The sequence below is a fragment of the Streptomyces sp. NPDC002324 genome (genome assembly GCF_053593335.1).
The window spans coordinates 111159-124940 of the sequence record NZ_JBSFCF010000016.1 but is presented as its reverse complement, the minus strand read 5'-3'; the positions used below and the strand labels follow the sequence as shown (position 1 = coordinate 124940).

Genomic DNA, 13782 nt, shown 5'->3' with positions numbered 1-13782 from the left:
TTGTGCGAGGGCCCCCGTCGACGGGGCCCGCACATTCCTCCGCGCCTGGTTCCCAGCGCGGCATCCCCGCCGGTCAGGCGGCGAAGGAGATGGTTCACGTGTCCGCTACGCCCGTGCTGGCGTTGCGCGGAGTCTCCAAGCGATTCGGTGCGGTTCAGGCACTCACCGACGTCGAGCTGGAGGTCCACGCCGGAGAAGTGGTCGCCCTGGTGGGCGACAACGGCGCAGGAAAGTCCACCCTGGTCAAGACGATCGCGGGTGTCCACCCCATCGATGAGGGCGTCATCGAGTGGCAGGGTGAGCCGGTCAGGATCAACAAGCCGCACGACGCCCAGGGACTCGGCGTCGCGACGGTCTACCAGGACCTCGCGCTCTGCGACAACCTCGATGTCGTCGGCAACCTCTACCTCGGGCGCGAGCTGCTGCACCGCGGTGTCATCGACGAGGTGTCGATGGAGAAGAACTCCCGCGAACTGCTGTCCACGCTCTCGATCCGCATCCCGAGCGTCCGCATCCCGATCGCGAGCCTCTCCGGCGGTCAGCGCCAGGTCGTCGCCATCGCCCGCGCCCTCATCGGCGACCCCAAGCTCGTCATCCTGGACGAGCCCACCGCCGCCCTCGGTGTCGAGCAGACCGCGCAGGTCCTCGACCTCGTCGAGCGGCTGCGCGAGCGCGACCTCGCCGTCATCCTCATCAGCCACAACATGGCCGATGTGAAGGCGGTCGCGGACACCGTCGCCGTCCTGCGCCTGGGCAAGAACAACGGCTCCTTCTCCGTGAAGGACACCAGCCACGAAGAGATCATCGCCGCGATCACGGGTGCCACGGACAACGCCGTGACCCGTCGTGCGGGGCGGCGCACCACGGAGGCGGCAAAGTGAGCGACACGTCCAAGACCCCCGTGAAGAGTGATTCCGTGCAGGGCCAGACCACGGTCGCGCCCGCCGACGACCCCACGGCCGCGCCGGTCTCCGTCGTCGACCCGCGTCTGCTGGTCCGCGAAGAGGGCCTCAAGGGCTACGTCACCGAGTTCAAGCGCAAGGTGAAGGGCGGCGAGCTGGGCTCGCTGCCGGTGGTCATCGGTCTGATCGTCATCTGGACGATCTTCCAGCTCCAGAACGACCGCTTCCTGAGCGCCGACAACCTCTCGAACATCAGCTACTTCCTCTCGGCCACCGGCATGCTCGCCATCGGCCTGGTGTTCGTGTTGCTGCTCGGCGAGATCGACCTGTCCGTGGGCTCCGTCAGCGGTCTGGCCTCCACCCTGTTCGCCGTGTTCGCGGTGACCCACGGTGTGAACGCCTGGCTGTCGCTGGTCCTCGCGATCATCACCGGTGTCGTCATCGGCGCGCTGCAGGGATGGTTCTTCGCCAGGATCGGGGTGCCGGCGTTCGTCGTCACCCTGGCCGGCTTCCTCGGCTGGAACGGCCTGATGCTGTGGCTGCTGGGCGACAGCGGCACGATCAACATCCCGTCCGACACGGGTCCGGTCCACCTGCTCGGCCAGAGCTCCTTCTTCATGGACCAGGCCATCATCGGCGCGTACATCCTGGCCGGTGTCGCCGTCGTCCTCTCCCTCGTCGGCAACCTCAACGAGCAGCGCCGCCGCCGGGCGGCGGGCGTGCCGTTCCGGCCGACCAGCGAGATCCTGCTGCGGGTCGGCGCCCTCGCCGTCGCGTCCTTCGTCGCCGCCGCCGTGCTCAACGACGCCTCCGGCGTCTCCAACGCGCTGGTGATCTTCCTCGTGGCGCTGGTGGTTGTGGACTTCGTGCTGCGTCGCACGACCTACGGCCGCAAGGTGTTCGCGGTCGGCGGTGGCATCGAGGCCGCCCGCCGTGCCGGTATCAACGTGCCGATGATCCGGATCTCCGTGTTCGCCATCTCGGGTGGCTTCGCGGCGGTCGGCGGTATGTTCTTCGCCGGCCAGACCGCGAGCGCGACGCTGTCCGCCGGTGGCGGCAACACGCTGATGCTCGCGATCGCCGCGGCGGTCATCGGCGGCACCAGCCTCTTCGGCGGCCGGGGTTCGGTCTGGTCGGCGCTGCTCGGCATGCTGGTGATCCAGTCGATCCAGACCGGTCTCGACCTGCTGAACATGAACACCTCGATCCAGTACATGATCACGGGTGCGGTTCTGCTGGGTGCGGTCGTCATCGACTCCGTCAGCCGTAAGAGCCAGAAGGCGGCAGGTCGCGCGTAGCGGCCCTGAACGCCTCACGCCCTCGCAGGGCGCACAAGTGCCCGGTGCCTTCAAGGTGCCGGGCACTTCTGCTCGTTCTCGGACGTTTCGTGCAAGTACGTCCGCGCAGGACGGTTTACGCCGTTCGCGTGACGTGACAGTCGACCGCCCGGCCGTCGGCCGTCCGCGCGGAAGATTAGACTTCGACGAGCCCGGTAACGCTCGAACAGCACTATCGCAAGGAGGCACGGGTGCCGCTGCTGACCCGCATCAGGGGACCGCGCGATCTGGACCGGCTCAGCCTGGAGGAATTGGACCAGCTGGCGGAGGAGATCCGGACCTTCCTCGTGGAGGCGGTGTCGAAGACCGGCGGTCACCTCGGCCCGAACCTCGGCGTGGTCGAGCTCACCATCGCGATGCACCGTGTCTTCGACTCGCCCCGCGACAAGGTGCTCTGGGACACGGGACACCAGTCCTACGTCCACAAGCTCCTCACCGGTCGTCAGGACTTCTCCCGGCTGAAGATGAAGGGCGGCCTGTCCGGCTACCCCTCGCAGGCCGAGTCCGAGCACGACGTCATCGAGAACAGCCACGCCTCCACGGTGCTGGGCTGGGCCGACGGCCTCGCCAAGGCCAACCAGGTGCTCAAACGCGACGACCACGTGGTCGCGGTCATCGGCGACGGCGCGCTCACCGGCGGTATGGCCTGGGAGGCGCTCAACAACATCGCCGACGCCAAGGACCGCCCGCTGGTCATCGTCGTCAACGACAACGAGCGCTCGTACGCGCCCACGATCGGCGGCCTCGCCAACCACCTGGCCACCCTGCGGACCACCGACGGCTACGAGCGGTTCCTGGCCCGCGGCAAGGACCTGCTGGAGCGCACACCCGTCGTCGGCCGCCCCCTCTACGAGACGCTGCACGGCGCCAAGAAGGGGCTGAAGGACTTCATCGCCCCGCAGGGCATGTTCGAGGACCTGGGCCTGAAGTACGTCGGCCCGATCGACGGGCACGACATCGAGGCCCTGGAGTCCGCGCTCGCCCGCGCCAAGCGCTTCGGCGGGCCGGTCATCGTGCACTGCCTCACCGAGAAGGGCCGCGGCTACCAGCCCGCCCTCCAGGACGAGGCGGACCGCTTCCACGCCGTCGGCAAGATCCACCCGGACACGGGTCTGCCGATCGCCTCCTCCGGCGCCGACTGGACCTCCGTCTTCGGCGAGGAGATGGTGAAGCTCGGCAAGGAGCGTGAGGACATCGTCGCCATCACGGCGGCCATGCTCCAGCCGGTCGGCCTCGACAAGTTCGCCAAGGCCTTCCCCGAGCGCGTGTACGACGTCGGCATCGCCGAGCAGCACGGCGCGGTGTCGGCGGCGGGCCTCGCGACGGGCGGCCTGCACCCCGTCTTCGCCGTCTACGCCACCTTCCTCAACCGTGCCTTCGACCAGGTTCTGATGGACGTCGCCCTGCACAGGTGCGGGGTGACCTTCGTCCTGGACCGGGCCGGCGTCACCGGCACCGACGGGGCCTCGCACAACGGCATGTGGGACATGTCGATCCTCCAGGTCGTGCCGGGGCTCAGGCTCGCCGCGCCGCGTGACGCCGACCAGGTCCGCGCCCAGCTGCGCGAGGCCGTCGAGGTCACGGACGCGCCGACCGTGGTGCGCTTCTCCAAGGGCGCCGTCGGCCCCGCCGTACCGGCCCTGCGCCGTGTCGGCGGCATGGACGTGCTGCGCGAGCCGGGCACCGACACCCCGGACGTGCTCCTCGTCTCCGTCGGTGCCCTCGCGCCGATGTGCCTGGAGATCGCCGGTCTGCTCGACAAGCAGGGCATCACCACGACCGTCGTCGACCCGCGCTGGGTCAAGCCGGTCGACGAGCACATGGCGCCCCTCGCGGACAAGCACCGCGTGGTCGTCACCGTCGAGGACAACTCCCGCGTCGGCGGCGTCGGCTCGGCCGTCGCCCAGGCGCTGCGCGACGCCGGCGTGGACATCCCGCTGCGCGACTTCGGCATCCCGCCGCGCTTCCTCGACCACGCCTCCCGCGCCGAGGTCCTGGCCGAGATCGGGCTCACCGCGCCCGACATCGCCCGCCAGGTCACCGGCCTGGTCTCCAAGATCGACGGGCGGTTCGGCGAAACCACGGCGGAGGTGGAACCCGCCCGCGACTGATCGGTCCGGTTGGGCCGTCCGGGCCGGTTTCGCCATTCTTTACGGTGGTGAGACCGGCCCATTCGCGTGAAACCGCCCGCGCCGGGGCATACGGACCACGCCCCCTCTCGATCATGTCGAGGACGACAAGCGTGGGAGGTCCGCCTGTGAGCAGCACACTCTTCCGGACGAAGAAGGTCGAGCAGTCCATCCTCGATACCGAGGAGCCAGAACACGCGCTCAGGAAATCCTTGTCCGCGCTGGATCTGACGGTCTTCGGCGTCGGTGTCATCATCGGCACCGGCATCTTCGTCCTCACCGGCACGGTGGCCAAGAACAACGCCGGTCCCGCCGTGGCCCTCGCCTTCGTCGTGGCCGGCGTCGTCTGCGCGCTCGCCGCCCTCTGCTACGCGGAGTTCGCCTCCACGGTCCCGGTCGCGGGGTCCGCGTACACCTTCAGTTACGCCTCCCTCGGCGAACTGCCCGCCTGGATCATCGGCTGGGACCTGGTGCTGGAGTTCGCGCTGGGGACGGCGGTGGTGGCCGTCGGCTGGTCCGGCTACATCCATTCGCTGCTGGCCAACGCCGGCTGGGAACTGCCGGCGGCGCTCGGCACGAGAGACGGGGCCGAGGGCTTCGGCTTCGACATCCTCGCCGCCGCGCTCGTCCTGATCCTCACCGCCATTCTCGTGATCGGCACCAAGCTCTCCGCGCGTGTCACCTCCCTCGTCGTCGCCATCAAGGTGACCGTCGTCCTCACCGTGATCATCGCGGGCGCCTTCTTCGTCAAGGGCGACAACTACGACCCGTTCGTCCCGAAGGCGCAGGCGGTCGAAGCGGGGGACGGCCTCCAATCGCCGCTCATCCAGCTGATGTTCGGCTGGGCGCCCTCCAACTTCGGTGTGATGGGCATCTTCACTGCCGCCTCCGTGGTCTTCTTCGCGTTCATCGGCTTCGACGTCGTCGCCACGGCGGCCGAGGAGACGAAGAACCCGCAGCGGGACATGCCCCGGGGCATCATCGGCTCGCTCGTCATCTGCACCACGCTGTACGTGGCGGTGTCGATCGTCGTCACCGGCATGCAGCACTACACGAAGCTGTCGGTGACCGCGCCGCTCGCCGACGCCTTCAAGGCGACCGGGCATCCGTGGTTCGCGGGCTTCATCAGCTTCGGCGCCGCCGTCGGCCTGACGACCGTGTGCATGATCCTGCTGCTCGGCCAGACCCGGGTGTTCTTCGCGATGAGCCGCGACGGGTTGCTGCCGCGCTTCTTCTCCCGCGTGCACCCCCGGTTCAAGACCCCGCACCGGCCGACCATCCTGCTCGGAGTGGTCATCGCGGTCCTCGCGGGCTTCACCCCGCTGAGCGAGCTGGCCGAGCTGGTCAACATCGGCACGCTGTTCGCCTTCGTGGTCGTCGCGATCGGCGTGATCATCCTCCGCCGGACCCGCCCCGACCTGCCCCGGTCGTTCCGCACCCCCTGGGTTCCGGTCATCCCGATCCTGTCGGTGTGCGCGTCGCTGTGGCTGATGCTCAACCTGCCCACGGAGACCTGGCTCCGCTTCGCCGGCTGGATGCTCCTGGGCTTCCTCGTCTACTTCGTCTACGGCCGCTCGCACAGCCGGCTCGGACGCCACGAGGAGACCCTGACGGGTGACCCGGGCGGGCCGCCGGGACGCGGCGACGCCTCGTAGCCGGTCCGCGCCCGGGGATGTGCCCTCCGGCCCCGTACGCCCCCTTTCCGTGGGGCGTACGGGGCCGGACCGCGCTCAGGACTCCCCGCGCACCGCCCTCGGCCCGGTCACCTCGGCACCCAACTCGCCGACCCGGCGCCGTAGTTCACGGTCGGCTGTGACGACGAGGCAGGCGCGGTCGCGGGCCTCCTCGGCGACCAGTTCCACGATGCGGTCGTCGCCGCTGCGCGGGGCCGCCTCGACCCGTACGCCGGGGGCCGGCTCCACGCCTCGGGCCGCGCCCTCGACCACCATCACCAGCTCGACGGGTTCCCGCCGGCCGGGGACCCCGTCCCGGGCGAGGCGGTCGCGCAGACGTTCCGCCGCGCCGCGCCGGTCGCGCCACCAGCCGTCGGGCACGGAGCCGATGACGTTGGCGGCGTCGACGATCACGAGCAGCGGGGCGTCCATGCGGACAGGGTCGCACGCCGCTCGGTCCCACCGGGCCGGTGAAAACGGTCGTCCTATGTTGGGGCCGCTCGGTCATTCGTGCGTCCGTGCGAGAAAAGCGGTCGGGCAGCCGTGCCGGGCGCCAGGGGAGGTGGTGCTCGGGGCGGACGGCACGCTGCGGACGTCCCGGCTGGGGACACCGGACTTCAGGTTCGCCGAGGACATATGACAGGAGGGCCTCCGCCGTGCGGCGGAGACCCTCCTCAGGTCCGTACGGCCGTCATGGCCGGGACCGTGTCATGCCGGTGCGAGCGTCACGCGGGGACCGAGGCGACCCCGGCCTCCAGGAACTTCTTTCCGTTCACCCGCTCGCTGACGCCCTCGCGGTCCAGGTACGGCGTGATGCCGCCGAGGTGGAAGGGCCAGCCGGCGCCGGTGATCAGGCAGAGGTCGATGTCCTGCGCCTCGGCGACGACACCCTCGTCGAGCATGAGCCCGATCTCCTGGGCGACGGCGTCGAGCACGCGGGCCCGCACCTGCTCCTCGGACAGGACGACGTCGCCCTGCTTCAGGAGCGCGGCGACCTCGGGGTCCAGCTCCGGCTTGAAGTTGTTCTCTGCGGAGTAGACGTAGAAGCCGCGCTTGCCGGCCTTGACGACGGCGGCGAGGTTCGGGGAGACCGTGAAGCGGTCCGGGAAGGCGCGGTTGAGGGTCTCGGAGACGTGCAGACCGATGGCCGGGCCGACCAGCTCCAGGAGCACCAGCGGCGACATCGGCAGACCCAGCGGCTCGACCGCCTTCTCGGCGACCTCGACCGGCGTGCCCTCGTCGATGACGTTCTGGATCTCGCCCATGAAGCGGGTCAGGATGCGGTTCACGACGAACGCCGGGGCGTCCTTCACCAGGACCGCGGTCTTCTTCAGCTTCTTGGCGACGGCGAACGCCGTGGCGAGGGAGGCGTCGTCCGTGGTCTCGCCCCGGACGATCTCCAGCAGCGGCAGGATCGCGACCGGGTTGAAGAAGTGGAAGCCGACGACCCGCTCGGGGTTCTTCAGCTTCGACGCCATCTCGGTGACCGACAGCGAGGAGGTGTTGGTGGCGAGGATCGCGTGCGCCGGGGCGACGGCCTCGACCTCCGCGAACACCTGCTGCTTGACGCCGATCTCCTCGAACACGGCCTCGATGATGAAGTCCGCGTCCGCGAAGCCCTCGGCCTTGTCCAGGACACCGGTGACCAGCGCCTTGAGGCGGTTGGCCTTGTCCTGGTTGATCCGGCCCTTGAGCAGCAGCTTGTCGATCTCGGCGTGGACGTAGCCCACACCCTTGTCGACGCGCTCCTGGTCGATGTCGGTCAGGACGACCGGCACCTCCAGGCGGCGCAGGAACAGCAGCGCGAGCTGGGAGGCCATCAGACCGGCGCCGACGACACCGACCTTGGTGACCGGGCGGGCGAGGTTCTTGTCCGGGGCGCCGGCGGGGCGCTTGCCGCGCTTCTGCACCAGGTTGAAGGCGTAGATGCCGGAGCGCAGCTCGCCACCCATGATCAGGTCGGCGAGGGCCACGTCCTCGGCGTCGAAGCCCTGCTGGAGGTCGCCGTTCTTCGCGGCGGCGATGATGTCCAGCGCGCGGTACGCGGCCGGGGCCGCCCCGTGCACCTTGGAGTCCGCGATGAACCGGCCCTTGGCGACGGCCTGGTCCCAGGCCTCGCCGCGGTCGATGACCGGGCGGTCGATGACGATCTCGCCCTTGAGGACGGACGCCGTCCACAGCAGCGACTGCTCCAGGAAGTCGGCGCCCTCGAAGATGGCGTCGGCGATGCCGAGGTCGTAGACCTGCTCGCCCTTGAGCTGCTTGTTCTGGTTGAGGCTGTTCTCGATGATCACCGAGACGGCCTTGTCGGCGCCGATCAGGTTCGGCAGGATCGTGCAGCCGCCCCAGCCCGGGACCAGGCCCAGGAACACCTCGGGGAGCGAGAACGCCGGGAGGGCCGCGGAGACGGTCCGGTAGGCGCAGTGCAGACCGACCTCGACGCCACCGCCCATCGCGGCACCGTTGTAGTACGCGAAGGTCGGGACGGCGAGCGCGGACAGGCGCTTGAAGACCTCGTGGCCGCCCTTGCCGATGGCGAGCGCGTGCTCGTGCTCCTTCAGCAGCTCGACGCCCTTGAGGTCGGCGCCGACGGCGAAGATGAACGGCTTGCCGGTGACACCGACACCGACGATCTCGCCGGCCGAGGCCTCCTTCTCGACCTGGTCGATGGCGGTGTTCAGGTTCGCCAGCGACGCCGGGCCGAAGGTGGTCGGCTTGGTGTGGTCGAAGCCGTTGTCCAGCGTGATGAGCGCGAAGCGCCCGGCGCCGAAGGGCAGGTCGAGGTGGCGTACGTGCGCGGACGTCACGACCTCGTCGGGGAACAGCTCCGCCGCGCCCTTGAGAAGCTCGGTGGTGGTGGTCACTTGTCGCCTCCGGCGTCCTTGTGGTGCGGGTTCTCCCAGATGACCGTGGCGCCCATGCCGAAGCCGACGCACATCGTGGTCAGGCCGTAGCGGACCTCCGGCTGCTCCTCGAACTGGCGGGCGAGCTGCGTCATGAGACGCACGCCCGACGAGGCCAGCGGGTGACCGAAGGCGATGGCGCCGCCGTACTGGTTGACGCGCGCGTCGTCGTCGGCGATGCCGTAGTGCTCCAGGAAGGCCAGCACCTGGACGGCGAAGGCCTCGTTGATCTCGAACAGACCGATGTCGTCGATGGACAGGCCCGCCTGGGCGAGCGCCTTCTCCGTCGCCGGGATCGGGCCGTAGCCCATGACCTCCGGCTCGACACCCACGAAGGAGTACGAGACGAGGCGCATCTTGACGGGGAGGTTGTTCTCGCGGGCGAAGTCCTCGGAGGCGATGAGCGAGGCCGTCGCGCCGTCGTTCAGACCGGCCGCGTTACCGGCGGTGACCCGGCCGTGCACGCGGAACGGGGTCTTGAGGCCCGTCAGGTTCTCGATGGTCGTGCCCGGCCGCATCGGCTCGTCGGCGGTGACCAGGCCCCAGCCGGTCTCGCCGGCCTCGGCGTTGGTGCGGCGGACCGAGATCGGTACCAGGTCGGCCTGGATCTTGCCGTTGGCGTACGCCTTGGCGGCCTTCTCCTGGGAGCGCACGGCGTACTCGTCGGCGCGCTGCTTGGTGATCGTCGGGTAGCGGTCGTGCAGGTTCTCGGCGGTCATGCCCATGAACAGGGCGGACTCGTCGACCAGCTTCTCGCTGACGAAGCGCGGGTTGGGGTCCACGCCCTCGCCCATGGGGTGGCGGCCCATGTGCTCGACACCGCCGGCGATGGCGACGTCGTACGCGCCGAAGGCGACGGAACCGGCGACCGAGGTGACGGCGGTCAGGGCGCCGGCGCACATGCGGTCGATGGAGTAGCCGGGCACCGACTGCGGCAGGCCGGCGAGGATGCCCGCCGTGCGGCCGATGGTGAGGCCCTGGTCACCGATCTGCGTGGTCGCGGCGATGGCGACCTCGTCGATCTTCGCGGGCTCCAGACCGGGGTTGCGGCGCAGCAGCTCCCGGATCGCCTTCACGACGAGGTCGTCGGCGCGGGTCTCGTGGTAGATGCCCTTCGGGCCCGCCTTGCCGAACGGGGTGCGGACGCCGTCGACGAAGACGACTTCCTTGACGGTACGAGGCACGATGGCTCTCCTCCAGAGGTGCGGGACGGCACTGCTGCGATGCGCAACCGCTGAGCGGGCGCTCAGCCCCATGCTACTTGCGGGTAACTGTGCTGCACACCCCTGGACGGGGGAGCGGCGAAGGTCACACGGGTTTCACGGGTTACCGGCGGTTACGTCTCCCTACCTTAGGGGCGCGGGGAACCGTGCGACCAGCCACGACGCACCCGTTGTCCCCTAAGGCACCCGAGGGGCGGTCGCGGTGGACCCCCGGGGAACCAGTACGGGCGTGGCCACCGGATGCGACACCCCGACCTCCCCGTCCCCGTCGATCACCCCGAACAGCGTTCGCGCCACATCCGCCCCGAACCCGTGCACGTCATGACTCATCGCGGAAAGAGTCGGCCGCGTCAGCCGGCAGAGCTGTGAATCGTCCCAGGCCAGCAGGGACAGGTCCGCCGGCACCCGCACCCCCATCTCGGCGGCCACGGACAACCCCGCCACCGCCATGATGTCGTTGTCGTAGACGATCGCCGTGGGCCGGTCGTCCCCCGCCCCGGTCAGCAACGCCCGCGTCGCCCGCGCCCCCGCCTCCCCCGAGAAGTCGGTCGCCACCTGCCAGACCCGGACCGGCGTCAGCGACCCGGCCGCCTTCGCGAACGCCGCCGTACGCAGGGCCGAATGGCCCAACGACCCCGCGCCCCCCACCCGCGCGATCCGCCGGTGCCCCAGCGCCGCCAGATACCGCACCGCCTCCGTCACGGCGGTCGCGTCGTCCGTCCACACGGAGGTCAGTCCGCCGGTCAGGGAGGGATGCCCGACGGCCACCACCGGCATCCCCAGCCGCTGCGCCGCGGCCACTCTCGGATCGTCCGCGCGGAAGTCGACGAGGATCGACCCGCTGACCTGCCGCCCCCGCCACCACGCGTCCTGGAGCCCCACCTCCTCCTCCAGGTTCCGCACCAGCCGCAGCAGCAGCGAGCAGGACCGCTCGGCCAGCACGCTCTCCACCCCGGAGATGAACTCCATGTAGAAGGGTTCGAGCCCGAGCAGCTTCGCGGGCCGGCAGACCGCGAGACCCACCACGTCGACCCGGCGGTTCGACAGTGACCGCGCCGCCAGGTTCGGCGCCCACCCCAGCTCCCGTGCCGCCGCGAAGATCCGGTCCCGGGTGGCGTCGGCCAGCCCCGGCTTCCGGTTGAACGCGAGCGACACCGCGCCCTTGGACACCCCGGCGAGCGCGGCGACGTCCTTGATGGTCACGCGGGAGGTCGTCATCGGCTGGGCTCCAGGCAGTACAGGGCTGATCGGGCGGCTTCCGCACCGGGAGTCTTCCAGCCGCTGACACCGATGGTCACCTGTTCCCCGGGGAGCAGGGTGACCAGCCCCCGGTCCGCCCGCGCCCCGGGGTCCAGCCGGTCGGCCTGCAGCAGCAGGTCCCGTACGAGGGTGCGGGCCGTCACCGTGACCGAGTCCGGCGTGACGCTGACGTCGAACTCCGGCCGGGGGTAGGGGATCTCGTGGTCGGGGCTCGGGAAGAGCAGGGCCCGCAGCCCGTCCGCGTCCGCGACGAGGAACTCCTTCGGCCCGACGGGCTCCAGCTCCCGCGGTACGCCCACCCGGGCCACCGCCCGCCCCGCGGCCACGAATTCGACCCGGGCCTGACCGATCACGGCCCCGTCGACCGAGACCCGCCGCAGCCGCACGGAGCCCGTCCACTCCCCGGCCGCCTGGTTGACCACGGCCAGCACCCGTGGCGACAGCGTCAGCAACCGGTCCGCGTACAGCCGCCGCAGCTCGTGGTAGAGCGGCTTCTCCCGGCCGTCCCCGTCGATCGCCGCCCAGGAGGTCACCGGCCAGCAGTCGTTGAGCTGCCACACGATCGTGCCCGCGCACACCGGCCAGTGCGATCGCCAGTGCTCGATCCCGGCGGCGACCGCCCGCGCCTGGTTGACCTGCGTCAGATAGTGCCAGCGGTCGAAGTCCCCCTCGGGCAGGGTGAAATGGCGCGCGAGCCCCCGCTCCAGCTTCCCGTTGCCGTCCTCGGCCTTCTGGTGGTGCAGCATGCCGGGGGAGTCCGGCGCCGGCTCCTCGCCCGGCAGCGCCCGCCGCAGCGTCGCGTACGCGGGCGGCGCCTGCCAGCCGAACTCGGCCACGAAACGGGGCACGTTCGCCCGGTACCCCGCGTAGTCCTCCCGGTTCCACACCTCCCAGGAGTGGTGCGTGCCGTGCGCGGGGTCGTTCGGATGCCGGTCCCAGGACCCCGACCACGGAGAGCCCGCCGTGTACGGCCGCGTCGGGTCCGACTCGGCCACCACGCGCGGCAGTACGCCCAGGTAGTACCCCTCGCCCCACGACTCCCCGGCGAGCCGCTCCTCCCAGCCCCAGTCCCGGAACCCCCACAGGTTCTCGTTGTTGCCGTTCCACAGGACCAGCGAGGGATGCGGCATCAGCCGGACGACGTTCTCCCGCGCCTCGGCCTCCACCTCGCCCCGCAGCGGCTGTTCCTCCGGGTAGGCCGCGCACGCGAACGGGAAGTCCTGCCATACCAGCAGGCCCAGTTCGTCGCAGACGTCGTAGAAGTCCTCGCTCTCGTAGATCCCGCCGCCCCAGATCCGTACGAGGTCGACCCCTGCCTCGGCCGCCCGCGTCAGCCGCGCGCGGTACCGCTCGGGTGTGATCCGGGACGGGAACACGTCGTCCGGGATCCAGTTGACCCCGCGCGCGAACAGCCGCTCACCGTTGACGACGAGGGTGAACCCGGTGCCGTGCTCATCGGCGCTCCGGTCCAGCCCGACGCTCCGGAACCCGACCCGCCGCCGCCACACGTCCAGCGCGTCGCCCTCGGCGTACAGCGACAACTCGACCTCGTACAAGGGCTGTTCGCCGTACCCGCGCGGCCACCACAGCTCCACGCCCGGCACCTCCAGGCGTACGGCCCCGCTCGTCCCCCCGACCTCCGCGACGGCGGTGACACCCCCCACGCGCGCTTCCAGCCGCAGACCCGCCTCCACGGCCGCCCGCTCCACGTCGACGAGCAGCTCCACGTGCCCGGTCGTGCCGTCGACGGTCACCAGTGGCCGTACCCGCGCGATCCGGGCCGTCGACCACCTCTCCAGCCGGACGGGCCGCCAGATACCGGCGGTCACCAGCGTCGGCCCCCAGTCCCAGCCGAAGGAGCAGGCCATCTTCCTGATGTACTGGAAGGGTTCGGGATAGGCGTTCGGCCGGTCGCCGAGCCGCTCGCGCACCGCCTCCGCCTCGGCGTACGCGGAGGCGAAGCGCACCGAGAGCAGGCCGCTCAGACCGGTGATGTCGAAGCGGTACGAGCGGTGCATGTTCCGCACGGAACCGAGGACCCGGCCGTCGAGCCGGATCTCGGCGGCGGTGTCGAGCCCGTCGAAGACCAGGTCGGTCTGATCGTGCCCGCCGGCCGCGCCGACCCCGGGCAGCTCGACCTCGTACGTCCACTCCCGGCGCCCCACCCACGCCACCTCGGTCTCGTTGCGCCCGAGAAAGGGGTCCGGGATCAGCCCCGCCGCCAGCAGATCGGTGTGTACGCACCCGGGCACCTCGGCCGGGAGGGCATCTCCCCCATGGCGCAGGATCCAGCCCTCGACGAGCGGTGTGGCGTCCAGCATGCGCACTCCTAAACCGGTCCAGTCAATTCCCCGA

At 70.4% G+C, this 13782-nt stretch carries 9 protein-coding genes; 4 read left to right on the top strand and 5 right to left on the bottom strand.

Annotated features, from left to right (window positions below):
- The first annotated feature begins 89 nt into the window (after nt 1-89).
- The 4 genes from ACWCRJ_RS22060 (at nt 90) to ACWCRJ_RS22045 (ending at nt 6023) form a co-directional block, all read left to right on the top strand.
- Complete coding sequence (locus ACWCRJ_RS22060; protein ID WP_078531497.1) at nt 90-881, top strand: ATP-binding cassette domain-containing protein; 792 nt, start codon at nt 90-92, stop codon at nt 879-881.
- The gene (locus ACWCRJ_RS22055) at nt 878-2200 is read left to right on the top strand and encodes a sugar ABC transporter permease (protein WP_450940866.1); all 1323 of its coding nucleotides are present in this window, start codon (nt 878-880) and stop codon (nt 2198-2200) included. The genes ACWCRJ_RS22060 and ACWCRJ_RS22055 overlap by 4 nt, the downstream gene beginning before the upstream one ends.
- Before the next feature lie 230 nt (nt 2201-2430).
- Nucleotides 2431-4350, top strand: coding sequence for a 1-deoxy-D-xylulose-5-phosphate synthase (gene dxs / locus ACWCRJ_RS22050; protein ID WP_450940865.1), 1920 nt, complete (start codon nt 2431-2433; stop codon nt 4348-4350).
- Between the two features lie 146 nt (nt 4351-4496).
- Nucleotides 4497-6023, top strand: coding sequence for an amino acid permease (locus tag ACWCRJ_RS22045; RefSeq protein ID WP_450940864.1), 1527 nt, complete (start codon nt 4497-4499; stop codon nt 6021-6023).
- A 75-nt stretch (nt 6024-6098) separates the two neighbouring features.
- On the opposite strand, the gene ACWCRJ_RS22040 is transcribed toward ACWCRJ_RS22045, so the two are convergent.
- The 5 genes from ACWCRJ_RS22040 to ACWCRJ_RS22020 all read right to left on the bottom strand — a co-directional run bounded on the left by ACWCRJ_RS22040 (nt 6099) and on the right by ACWCRJ_RS22020 (nt 13748).
- Nucleotides 6099-6473, bottom strand: a complete 375-nt coding sequence (locus ACWCRJ_RS22040; RefSeq protein WP_450940863.1) for an NTP pyrophosphohydrolase — start codon at nt 6471-6473, stop codon at nt 6099-6101.
- Between the two features lie 293 nt (nt 6474-6766).
- Complete coding sequence (locus ACWCRJ_RS22035) at nt 6767-8905, bottom strand: 3-hydroxyacyl-CoA dehydrogenase NAD-binding domain-containing protein (RefSeq protein ID WP_450940862.1); 2139 nt, start codon at nt 8903-8905, stop codon at nt 6767-6769.
- A complete protein-coding gene (locus ACWCRJ_RS22030; RefSeq protein ID WP_381197657.1) occupies nt 8902-10128 on the bottom strand; it encodes a thiolase family protein in 1227 nt (408 codons plus the stop codon). The genes ACWCRJ_RS22035 and ACWCRJ_RS22030 overlap by 4 nt, the downstream gene beginning before the upstream one ends.
- A gap of 216 nt (nt 10129-10344) precedes the next feature.
- The gene (locus ACWCRJ_RS22025; RefSeq protein ID WP_450940861.1) at nt 10345-11385 is read right to left on the bottom strand and encodes a LacI family DNA-binding transcriptional regulator; all 1041 of its coding nucleotides are present in this window, start codon (nt 11383-11385) and stop codon (nt 10345-10347) included.
- Nucleotides 11382-13748, bottom strand: coding sequence for a glycoside hydrolase family 2 protein (locus ACWCRJ_RS22020; RefSeq protein ID WP_450940860.1), 2367 nt, complete (start codon nt 13746-13748; stop codon nt 11382-11384). Before ACWCRJ_RS22020 ends, ACWCRJ_RS22025 begins: the two co-directional genes overlap by 4 nt.
- Between the last annotated feature and the right edge of the window lie 34 nt (nt 13749-13782).